Here is a 25,753-nt window from a genome sequence, read left to right as displayed (position 1 = left end):
GACGTGTCTTGATCGGAAATACGATCGGAAAATCAGGCGCAGCGCGCTGGACCAAAATTCTCCTGGCTTCCACGATTCTGGGCAGCGGTGGGGCAGGTATCGCGATTGCGTTGTCTGCGGCTGTGTCGCTGGCTGGCGTCAGTCAGGCATTCGCGGCAACGCCGCCGGATTCGAAAGATACCCTGCTGGACGGTGTCGGCGAGAGTGACACGTGGTCGAGCGATCGTGCGTTCACCGACGACCTGATCATCGGCCTGTATACACAGGGCGCGGTGTTGACGATCGACAGCGGTGCCAAGGTCACGGTCGGTGACAATGTCATCATCGCTGGTAACGGTGGTTCCCAGGGCACTGTTGTCGTCACCGGTCCCGGTTCGGAGCTGAATGTTCTGCGCACCGGCACCGGAGACAAGACACTCAACATCGGCGGTGGCGGTGACGGCTATGCAGCGGTCCCGATCTACGGTGGCGACGGCACCTTGCGTATCGAAAATGGTGGCAAGGCGGACGCCAAGTACACCTATGTCGGTTACGGACAAAAGGCCAAGGGAACACTGGTCGTCACGGGGCAGGGTTCGTCGTTGACCACGGACGAGCTTCGTCTCGGCACGGGTTTGGACGCCACCGGAAGCAGCACCATCACGATTGCGAACGGTGGTTCCATCGCCACCAATTCTGTCGAGACATTCGGCAAAGGTTCGTCGGATCATCTGAGCGCGAACGTGCTTGTCACCGGCGAAGGATCGAAGTGGGTCAATGCCGGCAACTTCAAGCTCGGCGGCGATATGACCATTGAAAACGGCGCTAGCGTCACCACCTCGACTGCCTTGATTGACAATTCCATCATCAATGAAAATACGCTCTATCTGACCGGCGATAAATCATCGTTCAACGTCAGCGACAGATTGACCATTGAAGACGGCAATCTTTCAGTTGCGAACGGCGCTAAACTGAATGTCGCCAACGGCATCAAGCTGACCGGCGAAAATGGTTATCTGACCATCGGCGGTAAGATCGACATGTCGGATGTCTTCGATGAGCCGAAGCCGCTTGCCGCCGAAGCTGCGGGCAGCATCAACAAGGAAGCTGTCATCACCTTTGGATCGACGAAGAGCGAGGGGCATCTCAGCTTCAATCATACGGGTACCGGCAGCAATGCCTATACGATGGAGAACGCCCTGGTTGGTGACGGCATCATCACCGCACTGGCCGGCGAGACCATCCTGTCGGGTGACCTGACGAAGTTCTATTCCACCGCCGGCAGGCTGGGTGGCGGTGTTGTCGTCGATGGTGATACCGCCAAACTGGTCTTGAAGGGTGATCTGGGCACGGCCGCGTCCGATCCGCACCCGATCAGTCCGACCCGAACGAGCTTCAGGGTGAACAACGGTACGCTGGTTCTCGGCGGCGCGACCGGCCAGATGGTTGCGAACAACAGCTATTACTCCAGCGTGTTTGATGTGAACGCCAAGGGCCGGCTTGAAGGCTGGGGCACCATCGGTTCGACGGATGTCAACGGGGGTGTGATCGCGCCTGGAACATCCGACAACCGCATCGGCACGATTACGGTCAAGGGCAACCTGACATTCTATGCTGACTCGATCTACAACGTCGACATTGCAGGCAATGGCACGAGCGACAAGATCGTGGTCGAGTCTGTGAACCAAAACGGCGTTGCCGACATCAAGAACAACGTCAACGTCAAAGTGACGGCGCTGGACGCTGCGGCGAACTACCAGACGGGCCAGACCTATACCATCCTGACGGCGGCCGGTGGCATCACCGGTCAGTTCGCCCAGGCTCTTTCGGAGTCGGCCTTCCTGGATGTGTCGCTCGATCAGCAGGCCAACCAGGTCGACCTGAAGATCCAGGTCAAGAAAGACCCGAACGAACCTGGTGAGCCGACTGAACCCGGTAAGCCCGGTGAGCCTACCGAGCCTGGTAAGCCCGGTGAACCTACCGAACCCGGCAAGCCTTCACGCCCAGGTCCGAATGTCAGCGGTCCATTTGATGATGCGACCGAGACGAAGAACCAGTACGAGACGGCGGTGGCTTTGAACTCGCTGCCGCAGGATGGTGGCGCCGGCCATGCGCTCTACAACGCGCTGCTGCCGCTCAATGCCGCCGACGGCCGTGCTGCCTTCGAGCAGCTGTCTGGCGAGGTGCATGCATCGGGTGCGACCGCGCTGATCAACTCCTCGCAATATGTGCGCAATGCAGCCAATGACCGCGTCCGTGCCGCCTTCGGCGATGTCGCCGCAGCCTCGCTGCCGGTCATGGCCTATGGTCCCGACGGCAAGGACATCGAAGCTGCTACCACCGCCAGGACCGCGGCCTGGGGCCAGGTCTTCGGTGCCTGGAGCAGCATCGACGGCGACGGCAATGCATCCCGCATGAAGCAGTCGACCGGCGGCTTCATCACCGGCATCGACACCGAGCTTGCTGAAGCCTGGCGCGTCGGCGTGCTCGCCGGCTACAGCCGCACCTCCTTCGATGCCAAGGATCGTTCGTCGTCCGGCGACAGCGACAACTATCACCTTGGCCTCTATGGCGGCACGCGCTGGGGTGCGCTGGCCCTGCGCACCGGGCTGTCCTACACCTGGAGCAACATCGAGACCGGTCGCACCGTCTCCTTCCGCGGCTTCAATGACGGGCTGTCGGCCGACTATGATGCCGGTGCCTTCCAGGCCTTCGGTGAACTGGGCTATCGCCTCGATGCGGCCGGTGCTGCCTTCGAGCCGTTCGTCAACCTCGCCCATGTCAGCCTGCACACCGACGGCTTCACCGAAAAGGGTGGTGCGGCGGCCCTCAGCGCCGAGGCGCAGACCACCAACACTACCTTCTCCACGCTCGGCCTGCGTGCCTCGACCGACTTCATGCTCGGCTCGGTCGCGGCATCGGCTAACGGCACGGTCGGCTGGAAGCATGCCTTCGGTGATACCACGCCGTTCTCGAAGGTCGGCTTTGCCGGTTCCAGCCTGTTCACGGTGACCGGTGTGCCGATCGCCAGGAACACCTTCGTGCTGCAGACCGGTCTCGATATGAAGGTGACCGACAACGCCACGCTCGGCATCTCCTACAATGGCGAGTTCGGCTCCGGGTCGTCGACCAATGGCGTCGACGCAAGGCTCGGCATCCGCTTCTGATGCCACACATCAGACTGCTTTTCGGCGCGGCGGCCTTCCTGGCTGCCGCGTCTGCCGCTTCCGCCCAGGAACAGCAGCCGGCCGCCGGCCCGGCCACCGCTGCCGGTGGTCCGTCGTCGCTGTCGGAGACCTATGAGGACTGGCGCGTCGCCTGCGTGGCGGCGCCCGAGAACAAGAAGCAGTGCGCCTTCTCGCAGGCACAGGTCAGCCAGAACGGCCAGCGTGTGCTCACCATCGAGCTGACGCCTGCCGATGATGGCGGCCTGAAGGGGCTGCTGGTGATGCCGTTCGGGCTCAATCTCGACAAGGGCGTCACCTTCTCGGTCGACGACACGCCGCCTGGCAAGCCGTCGCGCTTCCGCACCTGCCTGCCTGGCGGCTGTGTCGTGCGGCTCACCTTCACGCCGGCAACCACCAAGGCGCTGAAGACCGGCACCGCGCTGAAACTCGGCGCCTTCGCTTCCGACACCGAAAAGGATGTCGCCTTCTCCATCTCCCTCAAGGGCTTCAACAACGCACTCGAAAGAACCATGCAGCTGGGGAAATGACAAAGGGAGGCTGGACCTCCCTTTCGCATTCTGGAATGTCGGTTATCCAGAGCGTTTCCGCTTTTCGCGGAAAAGCGGAAACGCTCCAATTCTTCGGTTTTACGCAATTCCTGACGGAAAGCCGTTACACGCTTTACTGCAATTTCCAACGGCATTCGAAATGCCCCTGATTGTCGTGCCCCAGGCGATCAGCTTCTGCCCCTTGATCGGGATGCACATCATGCCTGGTGGCTTGCGAACGAAACTTGCCGACCTTTTCGTTACCCGGAACGACAGGCCGACCGATGCCGAACGGGCGCAGGCGACCTTTCGTCTCGGCGCCGCAACGCTGTTCACGGTCGGCATGCTGAGCGTCTTCTCGTCGAGAGGCGACACGGCATTCAGCACGACCCAGACGATCCTGTCGTTCTCGTCCTATATCCTTGTCTCGGCGTTGATCCTGTTCTGGATTTTGAAGCGGCCGGGCGAGAACCTGCTTCGACGCGCCATTTCGATGGTCAGCGACTACATCGCCGTCGGCGGCATCATGACGTTCGGAGGTGCGGCCCTGCTGCCTGCCTATGCGCCGTTGTTGTGGGTGACGGTCGGCTATGGTCTGCGCTTCGGCTCGCGCTACCTGATCGCCTCGACCTGCATGGCGCTTTTGAGCATCCTGGTCACAGCCTATTTCAACCCGTTCTGGCGCGAGAACCCTTATGTGACGATCACCCTGATCCTCACCACGGTTCTCGTTCCTGCCTACGCTTACAGCCTGCTCGAGCGGGTCTACACGGCTTTCAATGCCGCCCGCGAAGCCAATGTTGCCAAGTCGCGTTTCCTGGCGCAGGCGAGCCACGATCTGCGCCAGCCGATCCATGCCATCAGCCTGTTCACCGCCTGCCTCAAGGATACCGGTCTCGACCGGGAACAGCGCCAGATGGTCGAGAATGTCGATCGTTCGCTGCAGAGCGTGTCGCGTCTGTTCCGCTCCTTGCTCGACATCTCCACACTCGACAGTGGCAAGGTGACGCCGTTTTTCGAGCCGGTCGCGGTGAAGGATCTGTTCGAAGATATAGTCAGGCAGAATTCCGAAGCGGCGCAATGGGCCGGAGTCGATTTGCGGGCGGTCCCGACACGAGCCTACGTTACCATCGACGCCACCTTGATGACCACTGTCCTGCAGAACGTGATCTCGAATGCTCTGAAATATGCGCCGGACCGCCCGGTCCTGATCGGTTGCCGTCGCCGTAACGGGCAACTCGCCATCGAGGTCCATGACCGCGGCAACGGCATCGCCGCGCATCATCTGCCGAAGGTGTTCGATGAGTTCTATCAGGTCCGGGAGCGCGGCGACCGTGATGTCGACGGCGTTGGTCTCGGCCTGCCGATCGTCAGGCGACTGACGCGGCTGATGGGCTTGTCGGCCTACCTGCGCTCTGTCCCCGGTCGCGGCACCACGGTGATCATCGAAGGCCTGCAGATCGCATCGCAGGCAGCTCTGGCCAAGCCGAAATCGGAGGGCCCGAGGCCGGCGATCGAAGGCCTGCGTGTCTTGCTCGTTGAAGACGACGAAGATGTCTTGCTCGCCACCGCCACCTTGTTGCGGAAATGGGGCTGCATCGTCGACATTCAGCTGTCGATCCCCGATGAAGTGGCCGAATGCGATCTGATCGTGACGGATTTCGACCTCGGTGCGAAGGCGACGGGAGCCGATTGCATTGCTCGTGTCCGTCAAGTGCTGAAACGTCAGGTGCCGGCCATCGTCATGACCGGCCACGATGAGAACAGGGTGAGGCTTGATCTCGGTGATCCGGAGATCGCGATCCTGGCCAAGCCGATCCGTCCGGCTGAACTTCGCTCGATGATGACGGCGGAGAAGCTGAAGATCGACCGTTTGGCGAAGAAGGCGGTTGAGAGCTCCCGCTGACTGCGCAGGTTGGCGAATTCACACAAGGATGGTGCCGGTGTAGGGAAGTGCTGGTGCCGGATGCGGCCCATGGAGAGGGCAATGTTCAAGAAGCGGGATCAAGCGGATCTTCCGTCGGCTAGAATCGGAGACGCCCCGGAGGCCAGGGTGCAGAAGAGCCAAGACGCCGGGCGTTCCCAGGCTGTCTTCCGAATTGTCTTTGCGCCGATCCTGGCAATCTACGCCTGGATTGTCGCCAGGCTCGACAATGCGGCAAAATACTACGCCAATGGCTTGGCTGCCTATTATTTCGCCATACGCCCAGTGGAGAGGGCAATGTTCAAGCGACGCGACGGCACAGGACTTCCTCCCGCCAGAGTAGCAGGCACGTCCGAGGCCAGGGAGCAGGAGAGCTACGATGCCGAGCGCTCTCAGGCTGTCGTGCGACTTATCTTTGTGCCGATCCTGGCATTTTACATCTGGATTGTCGCCTGGCTCGACAATGCGGCGACATCCTACGCCAATGGTTTTGCCACCTATTATTTCGCTTATGTGCCGGTTTCGTGGCTGCTGTTGTGGTGGGTGGTCGCCAAACCGGTCGTCTACAAGCCGCGGCGACTGGTTTCGATGGCTTGCGACTACATCGCCTTCTTCTCGGCGATGTCGATCGGCGGCGCGGCCTTGCTGCCCCTCTACGCTGCTCTGCTTTGGGTGACGGTTGGCAACGGCTTACGCTTCGGACCCCGTTACCTGATCCTGGCCACCGCCATGGCGCTGCTGACGATTGCGCTGTCGTCCTATTTCAACACTTATTGGCAAGAGAACCCCTATGTGGCGCTGACCCTGGTGATGACCACCATCCTGGTGCCGGCCTATATCTACGCGCTGCTGCAAAAGGTCTACGAGGCCTATGACGCCGCGCATGAGGCTAACCTTGCCAAGTCGCGCTTCCTGGCCCAGGCCAGCCACGACCTGCGCCAGCCGATCCATGCCATCAGCCTGTTCACCGCCTGCCTGCGCGACACCGGGCTCGACCGCGAACAGAAGCAGATGGTCGAGAACATCGACCGCTCGCTGCATTCGGTGTCCGGCCTGTTCCGCTCGCTGCTCGACATCTCGACGCTCGACAGCGGCAAGGTCACGCCGCATTTCGAGGTCGTGGCCGTGCAGGATATTATCGACGAGGTGCTGACCCAGAATGCCAGCCGGGCTGAATGGTCGCAAACGACGTTCAAACTGGTCCGTACAAGGCATCATGTGCGTATCGATGCCGCCCTGCTGACCACCATCCTGCAGAATATCGTTTCCAATGCGCTGAAATATGCGCCTGGCAGCGAGGTGCTGATCGGCTGCCGCCGCCATCGCTACGGCCTGTCGATCGAGATCCACGATCGCGGCGAGGGCATCGCCGAGGAACATCTGCCGCTTCTGTTTGACGAATTCTACCAGGTGCGCGAACGCGGCGACAGGGACGTCGAAGGTGTCGGCCTCGGTCTTTCCATCGTCAAGCGGCTGGCGCACCTGATGTCGCTGCGGGTCTCGATCCGCTCGGCCAGGGGGCGTGGCACCAGCGTGCGCATCGCCGGCCTGCCCATGGTGTCGGCGCCGGAGCGCATCAGGAAGATCGCGCCGGAACGCTTCTCCTCGCCGCTGGAAGGGTTGCGGGTGCTCCTGGTGGAGGACGACGAGGATGTGCTTCTGGCAACAGCGTCGCTGCTGGAGAAATGGGGCTGCATCGTGCAGGCAGAGACGGGGGCGGAGCTGTCTGTCACGGCATGCGATCTGGTCGTCACCGATTTCGACCTCGGCGGTGGTATCGTCGGCGCCGACTTCATCCAGGAAGTGCGCCGGCAGGCAGGCCGTGACATCCCCGCCATCGTGATGACCGGACACGACGAGAACCGGGTGCGCGCGGAGCTCGGCCAGCAGGACATCCCCATCCTGTCCAAGCCGGTGCGGCCTTCCGAACTGCGCTCGACGATGATCGCGCTGTCACTGGGGCGCACCAAGGAGCGTGCCCGTGCCTGACGGGCTTAGATCCGGTCGACCCAGCCCTCGTTGAGCGCCTTGACGGCTGCTGCCGAGCGCGAGCCGACATTGAGCACGCGAAGGAGTGCCGAAACGTGGATGCGCACAGTGTAGTGCGAAATGTCGAGCGTGCGCCCGATTTCCTTGTTGGATTTGCCGTCGGCAAGCAGGCGCAACACTTCACGCTGGCGTTGCGTGAGGCTGTTCAGGATGTCGGCGTCTTCGGCGGGGTAGGGCACCCGGTCCGACGATTTGAGCTTGATCACATATTCGCCGTCGCGGACGGCGGCGATGGCTTCCATCAGTTCGCTTGGCGGCACGGATTTGGAGACGAACCCATCGACGCCGCCGGCCATCACCGTATCGACGGTACGACGATCGTCGACCATCGATACGACCATGATCGACGACCGCTGGAATTCCTGACGCAACTCGGCGAGCGAGCGTTCCGCGACGAGGCCCGGGAACAAAAGGTCCATGATGAAGAGTTTGGGTTGGCGCCCTGCGCGCGCGGCCGCCAGGACTTCGTCCATTGTTTCGGCTTCGACGATGTCGGCATCGGTCTCGACCGTCTGTACGACACGGCGAAGCCCTTCCCGAAAAACGGGATGGTCGTCGGCAACGATGATCAGATCTTTTGGCACTGCTTCCCCCTGGCGGCGGTTGGCTATCGGGGGCAGGTCAAGCTCGGCTGTCGCATCGGCGCTATGTAGCATTGACCAAATGGTCAAACAACACGGGTTACCCCAAGGATACCCCATCTTGGGCTAGTGCATTTGCACTAAGGTGATACCAGGTCGCGCGATTGGAACGTGTCGGCAGCCGCAAAACTCCGGCCGCAGACAGTAGAATCTCAACGCAGCCGCGGTGACGCCGTCGTCTCCCTCACGACGAGTGGGCCGTCGATCTTCACGGTCATAGGACGGAATTGTTTGTGGTGCGCCACCATGTCGATCAGCATCTCGGTCGCGCGCTGTCCCATTTCGTAGTTCGGCAGCACGAGCGTCGAAAGGCGCGGGTGGGTGTAACGGGCGAGCTCCTGATCGTCATAACCCATCACGCTCAGTTCACCCGGAACCTTGATGCCCATCTCGTTGGCAGCCTCAAGCGCGCCCAGCGCCATGAGATCGTTGCCACAGAATATGGCTGTTGGTGGATTGCCGGTCGACAGCAGGTCACGTGCATGGTGATAACCGGTCAACGGCAGCCAGTCGCCGCTGCGCACCAGTGTTTCGTCGAAGGCGATATCGGCAGTAGCGAGTGCCTGTCGATAACCTTTGAGGCGGTCGATGGAAGCATCCATCCACGGTTCGCCGTTGATGAAGCCGATGCGGCGATGTCCAAGGTTGGTGAGATGGGCGGTGGCGGTGAAACCTCCCGCGACTTCGCCCGGCAGGATCGAGATATGCCGTCTCGCTTCACCGTAGCAATTCAGCAGGACAGTCGGAATTCCAAGGAGGGCTTCTGGCACCGTGACGCGTCTGGTGAAGATCGAAGAGTAGATCACGCCGACGATCGACTTGTCGCGCTTGATCGCTTCGATGGTCGCTGCTTCCAGTTGTGGATTGGAGCGCGTCACATAGGCGGCCACAAGGAAGTCCTGCTCGAAGGCGAAGTCACGTGCGCCGTCGAAGCTGACCACCGGGTGCGGACTGGTGGAGATTTCGTCGACGATGTAGGCGATTGTCCGCCCCTCGGCATCAGACGAAATCTCCCCCCTGATGCCCGGCAACTGGTAGTTTACCTGCCGGGCAGCCTCCAGCACGCGTTGCCGCGTCTCCGGGGATATCCGCGCGCCCGTCATCTGGTTCAACACAAGCGAGACGCTTGACTGCGAAACGCCGGCAATGCGGGCGACGTCCGTCATGGTCGGTCGTCCCTGGCGCTTATCGCCGCCGTTGCTTTGACTCACGACGCTGGTCCTCGCCTTGAATTCACAAATGTCCCCGCAATGGTTTCCAGGCCCGCCGTTGGCATCATAGTCATTTGATCATAAAATTATCAAGCGGTGATCGACATTGAGATTTGCAGGTTTCTGTATGGCTGAATTTATGAGCTTTTTCGATGCGGGATGGCGCTTAACCCACTGATTTGAGCAGAGTTTGGCATATAATCGTAGGGTTTCGTGCGATCTGTCCTTCAATTTTGCCGCGGAAGGTCGCCCGCGCCATCTCGCGAATATCGCGCATTGACTGCTAATAAAATTATCGTAGGATCGAGTGGTGATCAGCAGACCGATGTCTGCCCGGCTGGAGGAGCCGGTTGCCCATGTGGAGGAGCCCTCGATGTCACTGACCCGCCGTACTTTATTGATGACCGCAAGCGCCTTCGGCGTACTGAGCCTCGTGTCCAGCGTGGCCGTGGCCGCAGATCTGCCGCCGCTGGCCAAGAAGGACACCTACAAGGTTGGCTTTGCCCAGACCGAGTCCAACAATCCATGGCGCATTGCGCAGACAGAAAGCATGAAAGCCGAGGCTGCCAAACTCGGCTATCAGTTTGTCTACACGGATGCGGCTGGCTCCGCGGCCAAGCAGGTCGCAGATGTCAATTCGATGATTGCGCAGGGCGTCGATCTGATCTTCCTGGCGCCGCGCGAGGAAAAGCCGCTGATCCCGGCGGTGCTCGCTGCCAAGAAGGCCGGTATCCCGGTCATCCTTCTCGATCGTAGCGTCGATCCGAAGCTGGCTGTCGCCGGCAAGGACTATGTCACCTTCATCGGCTCCGACTTCGTCGAGGAAGGCAAGCGTGTTGCCGAATGGCTGGTCAAGAACGCCAATGGCAAGACCAAGATCATCGAACTCGAAGGCACCACAGGCTCGTCGCCGGCCAATGATCGCAAGAAGGGTTTCGACGAAGCCATCAAGGCCGCCGGCGGTTTCGAGATCGTCGCATCTCAGTCGGGTGATTTCGCGCGCGACAAGGGACGCCAGGTTGCAGAAGCGCTGCTCCAGGCGCATCCCGATGCCAATGTCATCTACGCCCATAATGACGAGATGGCGCTGGGCGCGATTGCTGCGCTGGAGGCCGCGGGCAAGAAGCCGGGCACCGATGTGCTGGTCCTGTCCATCGATGGTGGCAAGGAAGCCGTCCAGGCGATCGCCGATGGCAAGATCGGAGCCGTGGTCGAGTGCAATCCGCGCTTCGGCCCGATCGCCTACGAGACGCTGAAGCGCTACGCCGGCGGCGAAAAGATCGAGGCCTGGGTGAAGAACAAGGACAAGTTCTACGACACATCCAACGCCGCAGCCGAGGTCTCCGGCGCCTACTGATCGTTCTCCCCCACCTGCGGTCGGAGCGTTGCAGCAGCAATTCTAGCAAAAGTGCGCAGCGGTTTTGCGTCTAGAATTGCGTAAACAAAAAACCAGAGCGTTTCCACGTTTCCGAGAAATCGGAAACGCTCTGGAGACGTTTCGACCGCTTTTCTTTTGCGCATTCCGGGTTGAGTGTAGGAACCATCGCCAAGGGAGGATTTGCGATGCTGTTGTCGATGACGGACATCAACAAGAGCTTCGGTGATGTCCGCGTTCTTTACGATGCTTCGCTTCAGGTCGAGCCGGGCGAAACCATGGCGCTGATCGGCCAGAATGGTGCCGGCAAGTCGACGCTGATCAAGATCCTGACCGGTGCCTATTCACACGATGCCGGCAGGATAGAATTCCAGGGCAGGGAAATTCGGTTCGGATCCACGGCCGAAAGCCAGGCCGGCGGCATCGCCACCATCTACCAGGAGATCAATCTCGCGCCCAACCGTACCGTGGCGGAGAACATTTTTCTTGGCCGTGAACCGCGTCGTTTTGGCTTGGTCGATCGTGGCAGGATGCAGGCCGATGCCAGGGCGGTACTGCGGCGTTTCAAGCTCGACATCGACGTGAACCGGCCGTTGCAGGATTTCGAAGCCGCAACCCGCCAGATGGTCGCGATTGCGCGTGGGGTCACCCAGAATGCGCGGCTCCTCATCCTCGACGAGCCGACATCCTCGCTCGACGAGCGCGAGGTCGCCGTGTTGTTCGAAACCATCCGGACCCTGAAGGCCGACGGTGTCGCGGCCATCTTCATCAGCCATCGGCTGGACGAGCTGTTCGCCATCTGCGACCGCGTCACCATCATGCGCGATGGCCGCACCGTGGCGGTCAGCCCGATGAAGGATATTTCCAAGGTCGAATTGGTCAGGACCATGCTCGGCAAGGAACTGGCCGCATTCACCGCCAAGAAACGCGCGCATGGCGACAGCGAAGGGGCAGTGCTCGTCGGCGTCGAGAGCCTGGGCGCCGGTGTTCGGGTGCGCGATGTCTCGCTCAGCATAGGCAAGGGCGAGATCGCCGGCCTGGCAGGTTTGCTCGGCGCCGGCCGCACCGAAACCGCGCGATTGATCTATGCCGCCGACCGCAAGGAGCGGGGTACCGTGAGGGTCGACGGGCGCGAGACCAACTATACCACTCCCGCCGATGCGATCGCCGACGGCATGGGTTTCGTTTCCGAAGACCGCAAGATCGAAGGCATCGTGCCGGAGATGAGCGTGCGCGAAAACATGACACTCGCCATCCTGCCGAAGCTGCAAAGGGCCGGCATCGTAGACAAGGTCGCCCAGCGTGCGATCGTCGAGAAATATATTGCGGCACTTGGCGTCAAATGTTCCTCGCCTGAGCAGCCGATCCGCGAACTGTCCGGCGGCAACCAGCAGAAGGTGTTGCTGGCGCGCTGGCTCTGCATGAACCCACGCCTGCTGATCGTCGACGAGCCGACACGTGGCATCGATGTTGGTGCCAAGGCAGAGATTCTGAAACTGCTGCGAAGCCAGGCGGACGAGGGCTTGAGCGTGTTGATGATTTCTTCCGAACTCGAGGAACTGATTGCTGCCGCCGATCATGTCACGGTGCTGAGTGACGGCCTCTCTGTCCGCCGGCTGGCCTCCGAGGACATCACCGAGGCCAATCTCCTGGCCGCCATGGCGCATCAGGAGGTGCCGGCATGACCGTTGCGGAAGAGACGACCGGCTCGAGCAGGCGCTTCAACCTTGCCGCATGGCTCAGCCGCTACGGCACCTTGCTGGCATTCCTGCTTTTGATTGCCTTCAACGTCATCGCCACGCCGAACTTCCTGTCGCTTCAGACGCTCAATGTGAACCTGACCCAGGTTGCGACGATTGTCATCGTCGCGGTCGGCATGACTTTGGTGATCGCCACAGGTGGCATCGATCTCTCGGTCGGCTCACTGATGGCGATTTCCGGTGCGCTCGCGCCAATGATCCTGATGGGTGCGCTCGCGCCAACCGCGAACCCGCTGCTGGTTCTGCCGTTGGCCTTCATCGTGCCGCTCGTCGTGGCGGGGCTGCTCGGCTGGTTCAACGGCTTCCTCGTCACCCACTATTCGATCCAGCCGATCGTGGCGACGCTGGTGCTGTTCACCGCGGGGCGGGGCATCGCGCAGGTGATGACCAACGGCAATCTGCAGGTTTTCAAGAACGAGGCTTTCCAGTTCGTGGCGCTCGGGCATGTGTTCGGCATCCCGACGCAGGTGCTGATCATGATCGTGGTGGTGGCTGCGGCAGCCTTCCTGATCAAGGGAACCGCGCTCGGGCGGCAGATCCTGGCTGTCGGCGGCAACGAAAAGGCGGCACGGCTGTCGGGCATTCCGGCAAAGCGCGTGAAGCGTTTCGTCTATGTCATCAGCGGTGTTCTGGCCGGTCTCGCCGGGCTTATCGTCGTGGCCCGGAATTCGGCGAGTGACGCCAATCTGGTTGGGCTCGGCATGGAACTCGACGCCATCGCGGCGGTCGCTGTCGGCGGCACGCTGCTGACCGGCGGCAGGGCAAACATCATCGGCACATTGCTCGGTGCCTGCGTCATCCAGCTCGTCCGTTATACCTTGCTTGCTAATGGTGTGCCGGATGCCGCGGCGCTCGTCGTCAAGGCCGGGCTTATCGTGGCAGCTGTCTACATCCAGCAAAGCGCGGACCGGACATGATGCAGGAAACCTCGCGCTCGAATGTCGTCGCGGCGCTCATCCCGCGTTCCAATCTTCAGCTCGCGCGGCTGTGCGTGATCACGGTCGTGTTCGCTTTGCTGATCTTCGCAGCGTTGCGCTACGACAACTTCCTGTCGAGCTACAACATCCTCTCGTTCCTGCGCTACAACTCTATGTTCATGCTGATCGCGCTCGGCATGGCACTGGTGATCATGACCGGCGGCATCGACCTGTCGGTAGGCGGCACGGCGGCGATGACCAGCGTGGTCGCAGCATTGCTGTCGCCTTATGGCTGGCTGCCCGGACTGCTGGGCGGACTGGCTGCGGGGCTTGCCGTCGGCATCATCAACGGGCTGGTCGTCACGCGGCTGCGCATCCAGCCCTTCATCGCCACTTTGGCGGCCATGCTGGCCACCTACGGCACGGCCTTGCTGCTCTCCGGCAATCAGTCGGTCTCCGTTTCCTATGACACCGCCTTCATCTCGATTGGCCAGGACGATTTTCTCGGCTTTCCGATCCCGGCCTGGATCGCCATCGCCTGCTATGTACTGGGCTGGGTCGCGCTGGAGCGGCATCCGGTCGGCCGGCGCATTCTGGCCGTTGGCGACGGCGAGGCGACCGCGAAACTGATGGGGCTGAAAGTCGGGCGAACGCTGCTTGGTGTCTACGGGACTTCCGGCCTTCTTGCCGGACTGGCAGGCGTCATCCTGGCGGCGCAGTTCGGAGCTGGCCAGCCGACCGAGGGCGTGGGCTGGGAGCTGTTCGCGATCTCATCGGTCGTCGTCGGCGGCACGCTGTTGTCCGGCGGGGTTGGCTCCGTCGGTGCGACGCTGGCAGGCGCCATCCTGCTCGCCATGGTCTTCAACATTCTCAACTTCGAGAATGGACTCGGCGTCATATCCCTGTCTGCCTACTGGCAATCGGTCATCAGGGGCGCCTTCCTGCTGGTCGTCGTTATCCTGCAGGCCAAGTTGATGAACGGGCGCTCACCGCGGTGAACGCTGTCAGTTTCGATTAGAGCGCTTCCGTTTTTCACGGAAACGCGGAAACGCTCTAAGTTTTGTTTTCGCCGCATTTTTGTAACGCCAAGTGATTCCACTTGGCGACAAAATGCTCTAGCGCCAGCCAAGTGCCGGGGCGACATGCTTGACGATCGACTCGATGACATGGGCGTTGTAGTCGACGCCGAGCTGGTTGGGCACGGTCAGCAGCAGCGTGTCGGCTTCGGTGATAGCGTCATCCTGCTTTAGTTGCTCGATCAGCACATCCGGTTCCGCCGCATAGGTCCGGCCGAATACCGCTCGCGTATCCGCCTCGATGTAGCCGAAGTGATCCTGGCTGTCGCTGCCGCCGAAATAGGCGCGGTCGCGGTCATCGACCAGTGCGAAGATGCTGCGGCTGACCGAGACGCGCGGCTCGCGCTTGTGACCAGCCTCTTTCCAGGCGGCACGGAAGGCACGGATCTGTTCGGCCTGCTGAATGTGCAGCGGCTTGCCGCTCTCGTCGAATTTCAGCGTCGAGCTCTGCAGGTTCATGCCGAGCTTGGCCGCCCACTCCGCCGTGGCGTTTGTGGCCGCACCCCACCAAATCCTGTCCCGCAGCCCTTCGGAGAACGGCTCCAGGCGCAACATGCCGGGTGGGTTGGGAAACATCGGCCGCGGGTTGGGTTGAGCGAACCCCTGGCCCTTGATCACGTCGAGGAAGACTTCGGCATGGCGCCTTGCCATGTCGGCATCGCTCTGGCCTTCCGGCGGCGCGTAGCCGAAATAGCGCCAGCCATCGATCACCTGCTCTGGTGAGCCACGGCTGATGCCAAGCTGCAGACGTCCGCCGGCGATAAGGTCGGCAGCGCCGGCATCCTCGGCCATGTAGAGCGGGTTCTCATAGCGCATGTCGATGACGGCCGTGCCGATTTCGATGCGGCTCGTCCTGGCCCCGACTGCCGCGAGCAGCGGAAACGGCGAGCCCAGCTGGCGCGCGAAATGATGCACGCGGAAATAGGCGCCGTCCGCGCCGAGTTCCTCGGCGGCAACGGCAAGATCGATGGATTGCAGGAGCGCATCCGACGCCGAGCGCGTCTGCGATTGCGGCGAGGGCGACCAATGGCCGAAGGAGAGAAAGCCGATGTTTTTCATGGTCAAGGATGTAGCACATCGACTTCGGGCTTCAATGGAAGGCATGGCAACGCACTGTCGCTGCGGCGGCGACAATCGGACCACTTCCCGCAAAGTGGACCTTGCGGACCGCCAGGCTGATCGGTTCCTTCGCCCTGCCAACAAGCGGGAGGAAAATCGTGGCTGAAGATCACAAGATCGTTGTCGCCAACAACAAGGGCGAGTTCTGGACCGACGAGCGCTGCTACATCACTGAGCTGCACAACACCGAAGCGTCCCCGGAAGCCTCACTAGCTGTCGCGCGTGTCGAAGTTGGCGTGACCACGCAACTGCACAGCCTCACCGGTGTGATCGAGCGCTACATCGTTCGGCAGGGCGAAGGCATACTTGAGGTCAACGGCGTCAAGCGCAAGCTGATGGTGGGCGATCAGGCGGTCATTCCGGCACAGGCGCCGCAACGCATCGAAAATACCGGTTCGGTCGACCTGGAATTCTATTGCCTGTGCACGCCGCGGTTCTTCCCGGAATCCTACGTCAATCTGGAACAGTAGGCCAAGCCTGCCTCTTTAGGCTGCTGTCCTTCGCTGTGCCAATTCGGAAATCGTTTCGATCGCGAACTGCATTGTCGCGGCCGGGCGCACGAAGGGCAGGCGAATGAAGTCGCCGAAATTCTCCTGCGCTGAATAGCCCGGCCCGGCAGACAGCAGGAGTCGGTGTCGCTGTGCCTCCTGGCACAGCGACACCGTGTCGACACCGGGCATGTGGATCCACATGGCCGTGCCGCCGGCCGGTTGCGACCAATGCCATCGGCTTTGAGCCCGTTCGGAAATCAGGTCTTCCGCGACCTTGAGATGGCTGCTGATCTCCTTGTGCCGATACGTCCGCGCCGCCTGGATGTTTTCGAGCAGGCCCACGGCAAGGTGCTGGTCGAACATCGAGCAGCCGAGATCGTTGACCGCCTTGAAGCTTGCCAGCCGTTTTATCATTGGCGGGTTCGCGCGGATCCAGCCGATGCGGATGCCGCCCCAGAACAGTTTCGAGAGCGTGCCGATGGTGGCGATCTGGTCGGATTTTGTCTGCCCGGCGATCGGCCGCGGTGTGGCGCTGGCGATCGTCGACAGTTCATTCTGCGCACCATCCTCGACAAGGAATGTCGGATAGCGGTCGAGCAGATCGACAAGCTCGCGGCGGCTTGCGTCGTCCAGAGATCGTCCCGTCGGATTGTGCACTTCCGGGAAAAGGTAAAGCAGCTTCGGCCGGTTCCTGAGCGCCTTTTCAAGCTGTTCCATGTCCAGGCCATGGGCGCTGATGCCGACCGGCACGATCCTGGCGTTACGGCGGCGAAAGACCTCCAGCGAGCCGCGATAGGCGGGATCTTCGACGACAACGGCATCCGACGCATCGAGCAGGGCATTGGCCAGCAGCCACACCGCCTGCTGCGCGCCGCTGGTGATAAGGATGTTGTCGGAATGGGTGGGCAAACCCAGGTCGGTATAATAGCGCGCGACGGCCCAGCGCAGTGCCGGCAACCCCGACGCATCGTAGCCGAGGCCGGAAGCAACACTCGCCAGATCGGCACCGCGCAACGCCGCCAGCGCCTCGGTCAGGATGGGTGATGGCGGCAATGCGCCGCTGGTCATGTCGATGTCTTCCGGCAGCGCCTGCATCTCGCCGGCAAGACGTGTGTGCGCGACGCCGGGTGCATTGGCCGACGCGATGATGCGGTGACCGCTGCCATGGCGGCTGTCGAGCACGCCGGCATCGCGCAGTGACGCGTAGGCAGCAACGACGGACCCGCGGCTGACCGCCAGGGCGGTTGCCAGTGTCCGTTCCGACGGCATCAGGGCGCCGGCCGGCAGCTCCCTCGCCGTGATCAGCCGGCCGATCGCCAGGCTGAGCTGCTGGGTGACCTTGCCTTCCGTCGTTTGCCAGCCGCCGATGAGCCGGCTGATGCGCGCGGGTGAAATCCTGTTCATACGTGGTCCACTTCTCGACAAGTGGACTTTGCCAGATGCCGCCCAGTAGAGCAATTTCACTTTCGGGAAAACGGATAAGAGACCTCGATCTGGAGGTCCAAGGGGAGGAGATATGGGCTCTTTTGCCACCAGGGGCGAACATCGCCCGCTGGCCGTGCGTCAGGTTGCGCCGGTACGGTCACACGCAGACAAACGTTATCTCGTTCTTGGCGGTGCAGGTGGTGCCGGCAAGGCTGCAGCTGCATTGCTGGCGGCCGAAGGCGCCTCGGTGGTCATCGGCGACGTGCGCGAACAGGCGCTGAACGAAGCGATCGCGGACCTCAACAAGGACGGTGGCAACACCAGCGCTGTCGTGGTCGACCTCGGCAATGCCGCCTCGATCGCGGCCGCGATCGATCAGGCCGAGCAGCGTCTTGGCGGCATCGACGGCCTTGTGAACTGTGCAGCCATCGTCCGTCACGTCGACCCGCTTGAAACGCCCTGGACCGACTGGGAGCGTGTCTTCGCCATCAACGTCTTCGGCGCCTTCGAAGCGTCACGTCTCGTCGCCAAGGCGATGATCGCCAAGGGCATCAGGGGCGCGATCGTGAATGTCGCGTCGGAGGCCGGCAAGAAAGGCCACACCCAGTCGCTCGCTTACAGCGCCAGTAAGGCAGCGATGATCAATTTCACGCGGGTGCTGTCGGAAGTGCTCGCCCCCAACGACATCAATGTGAACTGTGTCTGTCCGGGCGGCATGGCTACCGACATGCTTCGCGAAGTCGCCGTCGCTTATGGCGACCTGGTCAAGCAGGCTCCCGACGACGTGTTCGAGCAGCTCATCAGTTCGCAACTGCGCCGGCACATCGATCCGGTCGAAGTGGCCAGGACGATCTCGTTCCTGCTCAGCGACGACGCCATGATCATTCGCGGCCAGTCCATCAACACCGATGGCGGCGATACGCCGTATTGAGGCTATTTCCCTGGCGGACTACGCGGCATGTCCGTGCGTTCCGTTGCAACATTCATGCTTGCCTGTGGGGTTCAAAAAATGACGACTGCCAGCAAATTCCTGCATCTCTGCCTGGGCTCGGTGCTTGCCCTTTCCGCGGCTTCCGTTCCGGTCCGTGCTGAAGACAATTCGTTCGTCCTGGTCACGCCGAGCCGCATCGGCGTGAACAAGTTCCTCGGTCTCGGCAAGACCGGCATCGAAAAGGCTGCCGCCGATCAAGGCGCCAAGGCCAAGATCTTCGAAGGCACCGACCCATCCACGCGCCGGCAGCATGTCCAGGCCGCGATCGATATGAAGGCTTCGATCGTCGCGGTCATGGGCTTCGAGTTCGGAGACATCATCGCCGATCTGGCGCCGGAATACCCGGACACCAATTTCGTCATCGTCGACACCTGCATTCCGGATGCACCGAAGAACGTCTATTGCGCGGTCTTCCGCGAACAGGAAGCCGCCTATCTGGCCGGGGCCGAAGCGGCATTGACCTCGACCAGCAAGACGGTCGGCGTCATCGGCGCGCTCGATATCCCGTTCCTGCATCGCTACACGGATTCCTTCGCGCTTGGCGCAAAGGCGGCCCGGCCTGATATCAACGTGCTGCCCACCTCGTGGATCGGCGGCGACAATCCGTTCCAGGATCCGGTGCGGGCGCAGACGCAGGCAACCCTGCAACTGTCGAACGGCGCCGACCGCATCTATGCGGTTGCCGCCGGCAGCAACGGCGGTGTCTTCAAGGCAGTCGCCGACAAATCAGGCGCGATGGCGATCGGCCTGGACGTCAATCAATGCGGCGATGCGCCCGGCGCCATCCTCGACAGCACCTTGAAGAAGGTGGACGTCGTTCTGCCGGCCACCATCGACGGCATCCTGAAGGGCACGGCCAAGCCGGTGGTCAGCTTCGGGCTCGCCGAGGGTGGTCTGGAGCTGGTCGCGACCACCGAAGCGGTCGCCTCATCCGGGTGCAAGATCGCCGAGTCGCCGGATGTCATCGGCCAGCTCAAGGACATCCAGGCGAAGATCGTTTCAGGCGCCATCACAGTGCCTGATCCGATGGCGCAATAACGCAATCCCGGAGCGCGATGATGACCTTGCTCCAGATGAAGGGCATCACCAAGCGATTTGACGGTGTCGTTGCCAATGACGGGATCAGCCTGTCGGTCAACAGCGGCGAGATCCATGCGCTGATGGGGGAGAACGGGGCGGGCAAATCCACCCTCATGAACATCCTCTACGGCCTGCTGAAACCCGACGCCGGTGAAATCCTGGTTGACGGCAAAGCCATGGATTTTACCAGTCCGCTCGGGGCGATCGCCGCCGGCATCGGTATGGTCCACCAGACCTTCAGGCAATTTCCCGACCTGACGGTCTGGGAAAACCTGGTGTTCCAGAACGAGCCCAGGCGAGGGCCGTTGGTTTCCGCTGATGCCGCGCGCGATTTCGTGCGGCGTCTTGGCTCCAGACATGGCCTGGAAATCGACCCGGACAGCCGGGTTCGCGATCTGGCGGTGGGCATACGTCAACGCCTGGAAATCCTGAAAGCACTGTCGCGTGAGGCTCGCATCCTCATCCTGGACGAACCGACGGCCGTTCTCACGCCGCAGGAGCGGGATGGCCTGTTCGCCGCGATGCGCGAGCTGGCCAGCAAGGGAATGGCCCTCATCCTCGTCACCCACAAGATCCCGGAAGTCATCGCCATCACCGACCAGATCACCGTCATGCGTGATGGCCGCGTCTCCGGCACTCTGGTGACCAGGGAAACGAGCGAGGCCGAGATCATCAAGGCAATGGTCGGTCGCAACGTGCCGCCGACGATCGCCGCCAAGGTCACATCCAATGCCGAGCCGATGCTTTCGGTCAAGGAGCTCTCGGTCCGCAAGGCGGGCGTCAGGGTGGTGGACGGTGTCTCTTTCGATGTCCGCCCTGGTGAGATCGTCGGCATAGCCGGCGTTTCAGGAAATGGGCAGCCTCAGCTGATCTCGGCAGTCATGGGCCTCGAGCCGGCTACGGGTGGCGTGAGCATCGGCGGTCAGGACATTTCCAGGCTCCCGATCGCGCGCCGTCGTGCTGCCGGTATCTCGTATGTGCCGGAGGATCGGCACCTGACCGGCACGGCTCCGGCAGCCTCGATCGCCGAAAACATCGTCTTCGGTACACATCGCGATGCTGCGGCTTCCCGCAAGGGGTTCCTGCGCAAGGACGCCATTCGCGCCCAGGCACGCAAGTTGATCGAACGTTTCAGGGTCAAGGCTGCCTCCGAGCAATTGCCGATCGGCTCGCTGTCAGGCGGCAACATGCAGAAAGTCGTCATCGCGCGCGAGGTCGAACATGGCTCGCCGCTGATCATCGTCGAGGAGCCGACCCGCGGCGTCGATGTCGGCGCCATCGAATTCATCCACCAGACCTTGATTGCCGAGCGCGACAAGGGCCGGGCGATCCTGGTGGTGTCGTCCGACCTGACCGAACTGCTCGCGCTTTCGGACCGGATTCTCGTGATGTTCGAGGGGCGCATCAACGCCAGTCTCACCGGAAGCGACATGAACGAGGACACTGTCGGCCGCTGGATGATGGGGGGAGCGAAAACCAGATGATTGCAGCGGCTCTCGATACGAAATCCCGCCTGGCGGCAATCCTGTTCTCCATCGTGGCTGCGGTCGTGCTCGGAGGACTTGTCGTCGGCCTCACCGGTGCCAATCCCATCTCGGTCTACCTGGAGATTGCCAAGGGCGCGGTTCTGGGACGCGGGCTGGATGAGACGCTGGCCCGCTCGGTGCCGCTGGTCGGCATGGCGCTGGCGGCGGCGATCGCGCTGCGGGCGGGGCTGGTCAATCTGGGTGGCGACGGGCAGATGCTGATCGGTGGTCTCGCCGCTGCGCTGGTCGCGCTCTACCTGCCTGTTCCGGGCGCCGCGAGGGCGGTCCTCGCACTGGCGGCAGCCATCTGCGCCGGCGGGCTGTACGCCTGGCTTGCCGCCATCCTGCAGCTCAGCCTCGGCATTCCGTTCCTGATCGCCAGCCTGCTGTTCAGCTACATTGCGCGGGGCCTGACATCCTATCTCGTGCGCTATCCGCTGCGCGATCCCGCTACGGGCATGCCGGAGACCTATCGTGTCGCCTCCGGTGCTCGTCTGCCCGCCCATATATTGGACCTGCCGATCAGCATGGCCATGGTCATCATGGCGATTGTCGCGGTGGTCATCGTGGTCAACGACAGAAGCGGCGTGAACGGCTTCGAATGGCGGATGACCGGCCTCAATGCCCGTTTCGCGCAGTACTCTGGCGTGAACCTGTCGCGACAGACGCAAAGGGTGGCATTCCTCAGCGGTGCACTGGCCGGCCTTGTCGGCGCGCTGCTGATCCTCGGACAGCAATACCGTTTCACCGACGGTGCTCTGCTTGCTCCCGGCTACACCTGGTCCGGGCTGATGGCGGCCGTCCTCGCCATGGCCAGTCCGATCGCAACGATCGTCACCTCGGTGTTCTTTGCCGCGCTCCAGGTCGGCGGCTTTTCCATGGAACGAGCGCTCGGACTGCCGGCGGTTCTGACATGGGTGCTGCAGGCGTTGATCATCCTCTGCCTCGCCGCGCGGCCGATCTTGTTCAGGAAGCGATAGGCCATGCTCAACATGCTGCTTTCGCAAGTGCTCGATCTGATGACGCCGGTGCTGCTGGCCGCGATGGCCGGCGCATTGTGCGAGCGCGCCGGCGTGTTCAACATCGCGCTGGAAGGCAAGATGCTGGTCGGCGCTTTCGTGGCCGTCGCGACCAGCGTTGCGTTCGGTTCGCCAGTGCTGGCGATTTTCTCGGCTGTCCTGTGCACCGCGGTCTTTGCTTCGCCACTGGCGCTCGGCGGCGCACGTCTCGGCGGCGATCCGATCGTCATCGGCATCGGGCTGAACCTGCTCGCCTCCGGCCTGACCACGTACCTGTTGGGGGCGATATTCGGCGTGACCGGCACGCTGGTCGACCCGGCGGTCACCGCGCTGCCGAAGCTGGTCGTTCCCGTATTGGCGGACGTGCCGGTGCTTGGAGCGATCCTCGGGCACAACGCGCTCGTCTATCTGTCCTGGCTGCTGATATTCGTCTTCAACATCTACCTGTTCCGTACGTCCTGGGGGTTGCGCCTGCGCGGCATTGGCGAAGTGCCGTCTGCCGCGGCGGCGATGGGCGCGAATGTCAGCCGCTACCAGACGGCGGTCGTCATCCTGGCCGGTGGCCTGTGCGGCCTGGCCGGAGCGCAACTGGCACTGGGTTCCGTCGCGCTCTTCGCCGAAAACATGACCGCCGGACGTGGCTGGATCGCGGTGGTTGCGGTGATGCTGGGCCGTGCCCATCCCTTGGGGATAGCCGTAGCCTGCCTCGGTTTCGGGCTCGCCGATGCCATCGGGTTGCGGCTGCAAGGGCAGGGGCTGCCCAACCAGATCACCGACATCGCGCCCTATGCCATCACGCTGCTTGCGATGATCGGTCTCGGCCTGCGTGGCATGAAGAAAAGAAGCGTTTGAGGAGGAAGAGATGAGCGTTCCGAAAACCGTCTATGTGGCGGGGTCCTGCGACACCAAAGGTGATGAACTCCATTATGTGACCGGGATCATCCGGGCACAGGGCGTTGAGGCAATCCTGGTCGATCTTTCCACCGACAAGCCGTCGGCTAGTGCCGATATCGGCGCAAGGACAGTCGCGGGTTTTCATCCCGGCGGCGTGGAAGCGGTTTTCACGGGAGATCGTGGTTCTGCCGTTTCGGCCATGGGCCTTGCCTTCGAACGCTTCATCCTGTCGCGGGATGATGTCGGCGGCGTCATCGGCCTCGGCGGCTCCGGCGGGACGGCCATGGTAACGCAGGCCATGCGTGTTCTCCCGGTCGGCACCCCCAGGGTGATGGTCTCGACCGTGGCTGCCGGCAATGTGAGCGCCTATGTCGGCCCGAACGACATCGCCATGGTCAACTCGATCACCGACATCGCCGGCCTCAACCGCATATCGCGGACCGTCCTGTCCAATGCCGCCAATTCGATTGCCGGCATGGTTCGCAACCGCCAGGAACTGGAGCAGGAAGACAAGCCGGCGCTCGGCCTGACCATGTTCGGTGTCACCACACCCTGTGTCACCCAGGTGGTCGAGCAGCTGCACGACCGCTTCGAATGCCTGGTCTTCCATGCCACCGGCATCGGCGGCCAATCGATGGAAAAGCTGGCCTCGTCAGGCTTCCTCGCCGGCGTGCTCGACATCACCACCACGGAAGTCGGCGACCTGCTTTTCGGCGGCATCCTGCCGGCCACGGAAGACCGGTTTTCTTTCCTGGCACAGTCGCCTTTGCCCTATGTCGGCTCGTGCGGTGCGCTCGACATGGTCAATTTCGCCGGCATCGACACGGTCCCGGAGAAATACCGCAACCGCAATCTCTACATCCACAATCCCCAGATCACGCTGATGCGCACGACGCTGGAGGAAAACGTGGCGATGGGCAAATGGATCGGCGAGCGCCTCAACCGCAGCATTGGTCCGGTGCGTTTCCTGCTGCCGCTGGGCGGCGTGTCGCTCCTCGACGCTCCCGGCCAGCCATTCCACGATCCGGAAGCCGACGAGGCGCTGTTCGCCGCCATCGAGAGCACCGTCCAGCAAACTGCCGAACGTCAGGTGCTCAGGGTTCCGCACGCGATCAATGCGCCGGAATTCAGTTCCGAAGTCGTTCGCCACTTCAATGAAATCAGCAAAGGTCGGTAGCATGAGATTTGAACGAAGCCAGTTGCTGGGCAAGTTCCGCGAACAGATCAAGGCGAAGATCCCCATCATCGGTGGTGGCGCCGGCACGGGCCTTTCAGCCAAATGCGAGGAAGCCGGCGGCATCGACCTGATCGTCATCTATAACTCCGGCCGCTACCGCATGGCCGGCCGTGGCTCGCTGGCGGGGCTGCTTGCCTATGGCAATGCCAATGAGATCGTCGTCGACATGGCACGTGAGGTTTTGCCCGTGGTCAAGCACACGCCCGTGCTTGCCGGCGTCAACGGTACCGACCCGTTCTGCCAGTTCGATCCTTTCCTGGATCAGCTGAAGGAACTCGGTTTTGCCGGCATCCAGAACTTTCCGACGGTCGGCCTGATCGACGGCAAGTTCAGGGCCAATCTGGAAGAGACGGGTATGGGTTATGCGATGGAGGTCGACCTCGTTCGCCTTGCGCGCAGCAAGGACATGCTCACCACGCCCTATGTCTTCTCTGTCGACGATGCGAAGGCGATGACGGAGGCCGGAGCCGATATCATCGTGGCGCATATGGGCCTGACCACGGGCGGAACGATCGGCGCCGACACGGCGCTTACGCTCCAGGATTGCGTCGGCGAGATCAACGCCATCGCCGCAGCCGCCCGCGCGATCAACCCCGACATCATCATCCTGTGCCATGGCGGCCCGATCGCCGAGCCGGAGGATGCCCGTTACATCCTGCAGCAATGCCCCGGTTGCCATGGCTTCTATGGCGCATCGAGCATGGAGCGCCTGCCGGTGGAAAAGGCCCTCGTCGCACAGACGCAGGCCTTCAAGAAACTAGTCGTCCAACAATAGGAGAGGAATGTGGCCAAGGCTTATGCAAGCGCGGTGATCGACGCGCCGATCGAAACCGTCTGGAAGACGGTGCGTGACTTCAACGGGCTGCCGACCTGGCATCCGGCGATCGCCAAAAGCGAAATCGAGGGCGGTGCGAGCAGCGATTCCGTCGGCTCCATCCGTTCTTTCTATCTCCAGGACGGCGCCCATGTGCGCGAGCAACTGCTTGCGCTCAGCGACAGCGAGCACTCGCTCTCCTACAGCTTCGTGAAGCCGGCATTCCCGGTGAAGAACTATGTCGCCTCGATCCGGCTGCTTCCGATCACGGATGGCAACCGCACCTTCGCGGAATGGGTCGCAACCTTCGACGAGGAACCGGAAGATGCGGGGAAGTATGTGGAGATCGTCTCCGATCACGTGTTTGCGGCCGGCTGGAAAGCGCTGCAGGACCATCTGGCCAAATAGCCACTGTGCCTGAGGCGGGCTCCCGAGCGGTACGTTGGTCGCTCGGGAGCAATCCAAGACCTACCAACGGTCATTGATTGACCGTTGGAGCGCGCGACCGCG

General features: G+C 62.1%; 21 protein-coding genes. 17 read left to right on the top strand and 4 right to left on the bottom strand.

All coding sequences use genetic code 11. The annotated features are described in order from the left end of the window. Positions 1–8 precede the first annotated feature (8 nt). From C1M53_RS02770 to C1M53_RS02755, 4 genes are all read left to right on the top strand, one after another. Positions 9–3,146, top strand: a complete 3,138-nt coding sequence (locus tag C1M53_RS02770; RefSeq protein ID WP_129410846.1) for an autotransporter domain-containing protein — start codon at positions 9–11, stop codon at positions 3,144–3,146. Further along, complete coding sequence (locus C1M53_RS02765) at positions 3,146–3,694, top strand: invasion associated locus B family protein (RefSeq protein ID WP_129410845.1); 549 nt, start codon at positions 3,146–3,148, stop codon at positions 3,692–3,694. The genes C1M53_RS02770 and C1M53_RS02765 overlap by 1 nt, the downstream gene beginning before the upstream one ends. 220 nt (positions 3,695–3,914) lie before the next feature. After that, entirely contained in the window at positions 3,915–5,600 is a 1,686-nt protein-coding gene (locus C1M53_RS02760; protein WP_245488421.1) for a hybrid sensor histidine kinase/response regulator, read from the top strand. A 147-nt stretch (positions 5,601–5,747) separates the two neighbouring features. Further along, complete coding sequence (locus tag C1M53_RS02755) at positions 5,748–7,607, top strand: hybrid sensor histidine kinase/response regulator (RefSeq protein ID WP_245488420.1); 1,860 nt, start codon at positions 5,748–5,750, stop codon at positions 7,605–7,607. A 5-nt stretch (positions 7,608–7,612) separates the two neighbouring features. On the opposite strand, the gene C1M53_RS02750 is transcribed toward C1M53_RS02755, so the two are convergent. Together C1M53_RS02750 and C1M53_RS02745 are read right to left on the bottom strand one after the other, a co-directional pair. Then, a complete protein-coding gene (locus C1M53_RS02750) occupies positions 7,613–8,251 on the bottom strand; it encodes a response regulator transcription factor (protein WP_245488419.1) in 639 nt (212 codons plus the stop codon). A 209-nt stretch (positions 8,252–8,460) separates the two neighbouring features. Then, positions 8,461–9,474, bottom strand: a complete 1,014-nt coding sequence (locus C1M53_RS02745; protein ID WP_129410843.1) for a LacI family DNA-binding transcriptional regulator — start codon at positions 9,472–9,474, stop codon at positions 8,461–8,463. 418 nt (positions 9,475–9,892) lie between these two features. Here C1M53_RS02745 and C1M53_RS02740 point away from each other — a divergent pair, with 418 nt between their 5' ends. The 4 genes from C1M53_RS02740 (at position 9,893) to C1M53_RS02725 (ending at position 14,569) form a co-directional block, all read left to right on the top strand. Beyond that, positions 9,893–10,876, top strand: a complete 984-nt coding sequence (locus C1M53_RS02740) for an ABC transporter substrate-binding protein (protein ID WP_129415986.1) — start codon at positions 9,893–9,895, stop codon at positions 10,874–10,876. 206 nt (positions 10,877–11,082) lie between these two features. Next, positions 11,083–12,579 (top strand): sugar ABC transporter ATP-binding protein, encoded by a 1,497-nt coding sequence (locus C1M53_RS02735; RefSeq protein WP_129410842.1) that lies wholly within the window; start codon positions 11,083–11,085, stop codon positions 12,577–12,579. Further along, positions 12,576–13,571: an ABC transporter permease gene (locus tag C1M53_RS02730; protein WP_129410841.1), complete on the top strand. Its 996-nt coding sequence runs from the start codon at positions 12,576–12,578 to the stop codon at positions 13,569–13,571. Before C1M53_RS02735 ends, C1M53_RS02730 begins: the two co-directional genes overlap by 4 nt. Continuing rightward, the gene (locus C1M53_RS02725) at positions 13,568–14,569 is read left to right on the top strand and encodes an ABC transporter permease (RefSeq protein WP_129410840.1); all 1,002 of its coding nucleotides are present in this window, start codon (positions 13,568–13,570) and stop codon (positions 14,567–14,569) included. Before C1M53_RS02730 ends, C1M53_RS02725 begins: the two co-directional genes overlap by 4 nt. 117 nt (positions 14,570–14,686) lie before the next feature. Here C1M53_RS02725 and C1M53_RS02720 read toward each other — a convergent pair whose 3' ends face one another. Further along, positions 14,687–15,706, bottom strand: coding sequence for an LLM class flavin-dependent oxidoreductase (locus C1M53_RS02720; RefSeq protein ID WP_129415985.1), 1,020 nt, complete (start codon positions 15,704–15,706; stop codon positions 14,687–14,689). A gap of 158 nt (positions 15,707–15,864) precedes the next feature. Between C1M53_RS02720 and C1M53_RS02715 the strand changes: the two genes are divergently transcribed. Continuing rightward, positions 15,865–16,236: a cupin domain-containing protein gene (locus C1M53_RS02715; RefSeq protein WP_054309254.1), complete on the top strand. Its 372-nt coding sequence runs from the start codon at positions 15,865–15,867 to the stop codon at positions 16,234–16,236. A 15-nt stretch (positions 16,237–16,251) separates the two neighbouring features. Here the strand turns inward: C1M53_RS02715 and C1M53_RS02710 are convergent, their stop codons facing one another. Then, positions 16,252–17,661, bottom strand: a complete 1,410-nt coding sequence (locus tag C1M53_RS02710) for a PLP-dependent aminotransferase family protein (protein ID WP_129410839.1) — start codon at positions 17,659–17,661, stop codon at positions 16,252–16,254. A 112-nt stretch (positions 17,662–17,773) separates the two neighbouring features. On the opposite strand from C1M53_RS02710, the gene C1M53_RS02705 reads away from it, so the two are divergent. The 8 genes from C1M53_RS02705 (at position 17,774) to C1M53_RS02670 (ending at position 25,651) form a co-directional block, all read left to right on the top strand. Beyond that, the gene (locus tag C1M53_RS02705) at positions 17,774–18,613 is read left to right on the top strand and encodes an SDR family oxidoreductase (RefSeq protein WP_129410838.1); all 840 of its coding nucleotides are present in this window, start codon (positions 17,774–17,776) and stop codon (positions 18,611–18,613) included. A gap of 78 nt (positions 18,614–18,691) precedes the next feature. Beyond that, entirely contained in the window at positions 18,692–19,711 is a 1,020-nt protein-coding gene (locus C1M53_RS02700) for a BMP family ABC transporter substrate-binding protein (RefSeq protein ID WP_165358024.1), read from the top strand. 17 nt (positions 19,712–19,728) lie between these two features. Further along, positions 19,729–21,237 carry an ABC transporter ATP-binding protein gene (locus C1M53_RS02695; protein ID WP_245488418.1) on the top strand — a complete coding sequence of 503 codons (1,509 nt, stop codon included), beginning with the start codon at positions 19,729–19,731 and terminating at the stop codon, positions 21,235–21,237. Continuing rightward, positions 21,234–22,259: an ABC transporter permease gene (locus tag C1M53_RS02690; RefSeq protein ID WP_129410836.1), complete on the top strand. Its 1,026-nt coding sequence runs from the start codon at positions 21,234–21,236 to the stop codon at positions 22,257–22,259. Before C1M53_RS02695 ends, C1M53_RS02690 begins: the two co-directional genes overlap by 4 nt. Before the next feature lie 3 nt (positions 22,260–22,262). Next, positions 22,263–23,150 (top strand): ABC transporter permease, encoded by an 888-nt coding sequence (locus tag C1M53_RS02685; protein ID WP_129410835.1) that lies wholly within the window; start codon positions 22,263–22,265, stop codon positions 23,148–23,150. 10 nt (positions 23,151–23,160) lie between these two features. Beyond that, positions 23,161–24,369, top strand: a complete 1,209-nt coding sequence (locus C1M53_RS02680; RefSeq protein ID WP_129410834.1) for a Tm-1-like ATP-binding domain-containing protein — start codon at positions 23,161–23,163, stop codon at positions 24,367–24,369. Position 24,370: 1 nt separating this feature from the next. Further along, the gene (locus C1M53_RS02675) at positions 24,371–25,204 is read left to right on the top strand and encodes a phosphoenolpyruvate hydrolase family protein (RefSeq protein ID WP_129410833.1); all 834 of its coding nucleotides are present in this window, start codon (positions 24,371–24,373) and stop codon (positions 25,202–25,204) included. A gap of 9 nt (positions 25,205–25,213) precedes the next feature. After that, positions 25,214–25,651: an SRPBCC family protein gene (locus C1M53_RS02670; protein ID WP_129410832.1), complete on the top strand. Its 438-nt coding sequence runs from the start codon at positions 25,214–25,216 to the stop codon at positions 25,649–25,651. Positions 25,652–25,753: the final 102 nt, after the last annotated feature.

It is taken from the genome of Mesorhizobium sp. Pch-S, assembly GCF_004136315.1.
Taxonomy (GTDB): Bacteria; Pseudomonadota; Alphaproteobacteria; order Rhizobiales; family Rhizobiaceae; genus Mesorhizobium.
This window is presented reverse-complemented; position numbering and strand designations above follow the sequence as displayed.

Excerpts from the sequence above, each read along its gene's own strand:
- C1M53_RS02765 (WP_129410845.1), top strand. The coding sequence starts at position 3,146 with ATGCCACACATCAGACTGCTTTTCGGCGCGGCGGCCTTCCTGGCTGCC.
- C1M53_RS02760 (WP_245488421.1), top strand. The coding sequence starts at position 3,915 with ATGCCTGGTGGCTTGCGAACGAAACTTGCCGACCTTTTCGTTACCCGG.
- C1M53_RS02745 (WP_129410843.1), bottom strand. The coding sequence starts at position 9,474 with ATGACGGACGTCGCCCGCATTGCCGGCGTTTCGCAGTCAAGCGTCTCG.
- C1M53_RS02740 (WP_129415986.1), top strand. The coding sequence starts at position 9,893 with ATGTCACTGACCCGCCGTACTTTATTGATGACCGCAAGCGCCTTCGGC.
- C1M53_RS02735 (WP_129410842.1), top strand. The coding sequence starts at position 11,083 with ATGCTGTTGTCGATGACGGACATCAACAAGAGCTTCGGTGATGTCCGC.
- C1M53_RS02730 (WP_129410841.1), top strand. The coding sequence starts at position 12,576 with ATGACCGTTGCGGAAGAGACGACCGGCTCGAGCAGGCGCTTCAACCTT.
- C1M53_RS02725 (WP_129410840.1), top strand. The coding sequence starts at position 13,568 with ATGATGCAGGAAACCTCGCGCTCGAATGTCGTCGCGGCGCTCATCCCG.
- C1M53_RS02720 (WP_129415985.1), bottom strand. The coding sequence starts at position 15,706 with ATGAAAAACATCGGCTTTCTCTCCTTCGGCCATTGGTCGCCCTCGCCG.
- C1M53_RS02710 (WP_129410839.1), bottom strand. The coding sequence starts at position 17,661 with ATGAACAGGATTTCACCCGCGCGCATCAGCCGGCTCATCGGCGGCTGG.
- C1M53_RS02705 (WP_129410838.1), top strand. The coding sequence starts at position 17,774 with ATGGGCTCTTTTGCCACCAGGGGCGAACATCGCCCGCTGGCCGTGCGT.
- C1M53_RS02700 (WP_165358024.1), top strand. The coding sequence starts at position 18,692 with ATGACGACTGCCAGCAAATTCCTGCATCTCTGCCTGGGCTCGGTGCTT.
- C1M53_RS02695 (WP_245488418.1), top strand. The coding sequence starts at position 19,729 with ATGATGACCTTGCTCCAGATGAAGGGCATCACCAAGCGATTTGACGGT.
- C1M53_RS02690 (WP_129410836.1), top strand. The coding sequence starts at position 21,234 with ATGATTGCAGCGGCTCTCGATACGAAATCCCGCCTGGCGGCAATCCTG.
- C1M53_RS02685 (WP_129410835.1), top strand. The coding sequence starts at position 22,263 with ATGCTCAACATGCTGCTTTCGCAAGTGCTCGATCTGATGACGCCGGTG.
- C1M53_RS02680 (WP_129410834.1), top strand. The coding sequence starts at position 23,161 with ATGAGCGTTCCGAAAACCGTCTATGTGGCGGGGTCCTGCGACACCAAA.
- C1M53_RS02675 (WP_129410833.1), top strand. The coding sequence starts at position 24,371 with ATGAGATTTGAACGAAGCCAGTTGCTGGGCAAGTTCCGCGAACAGATC.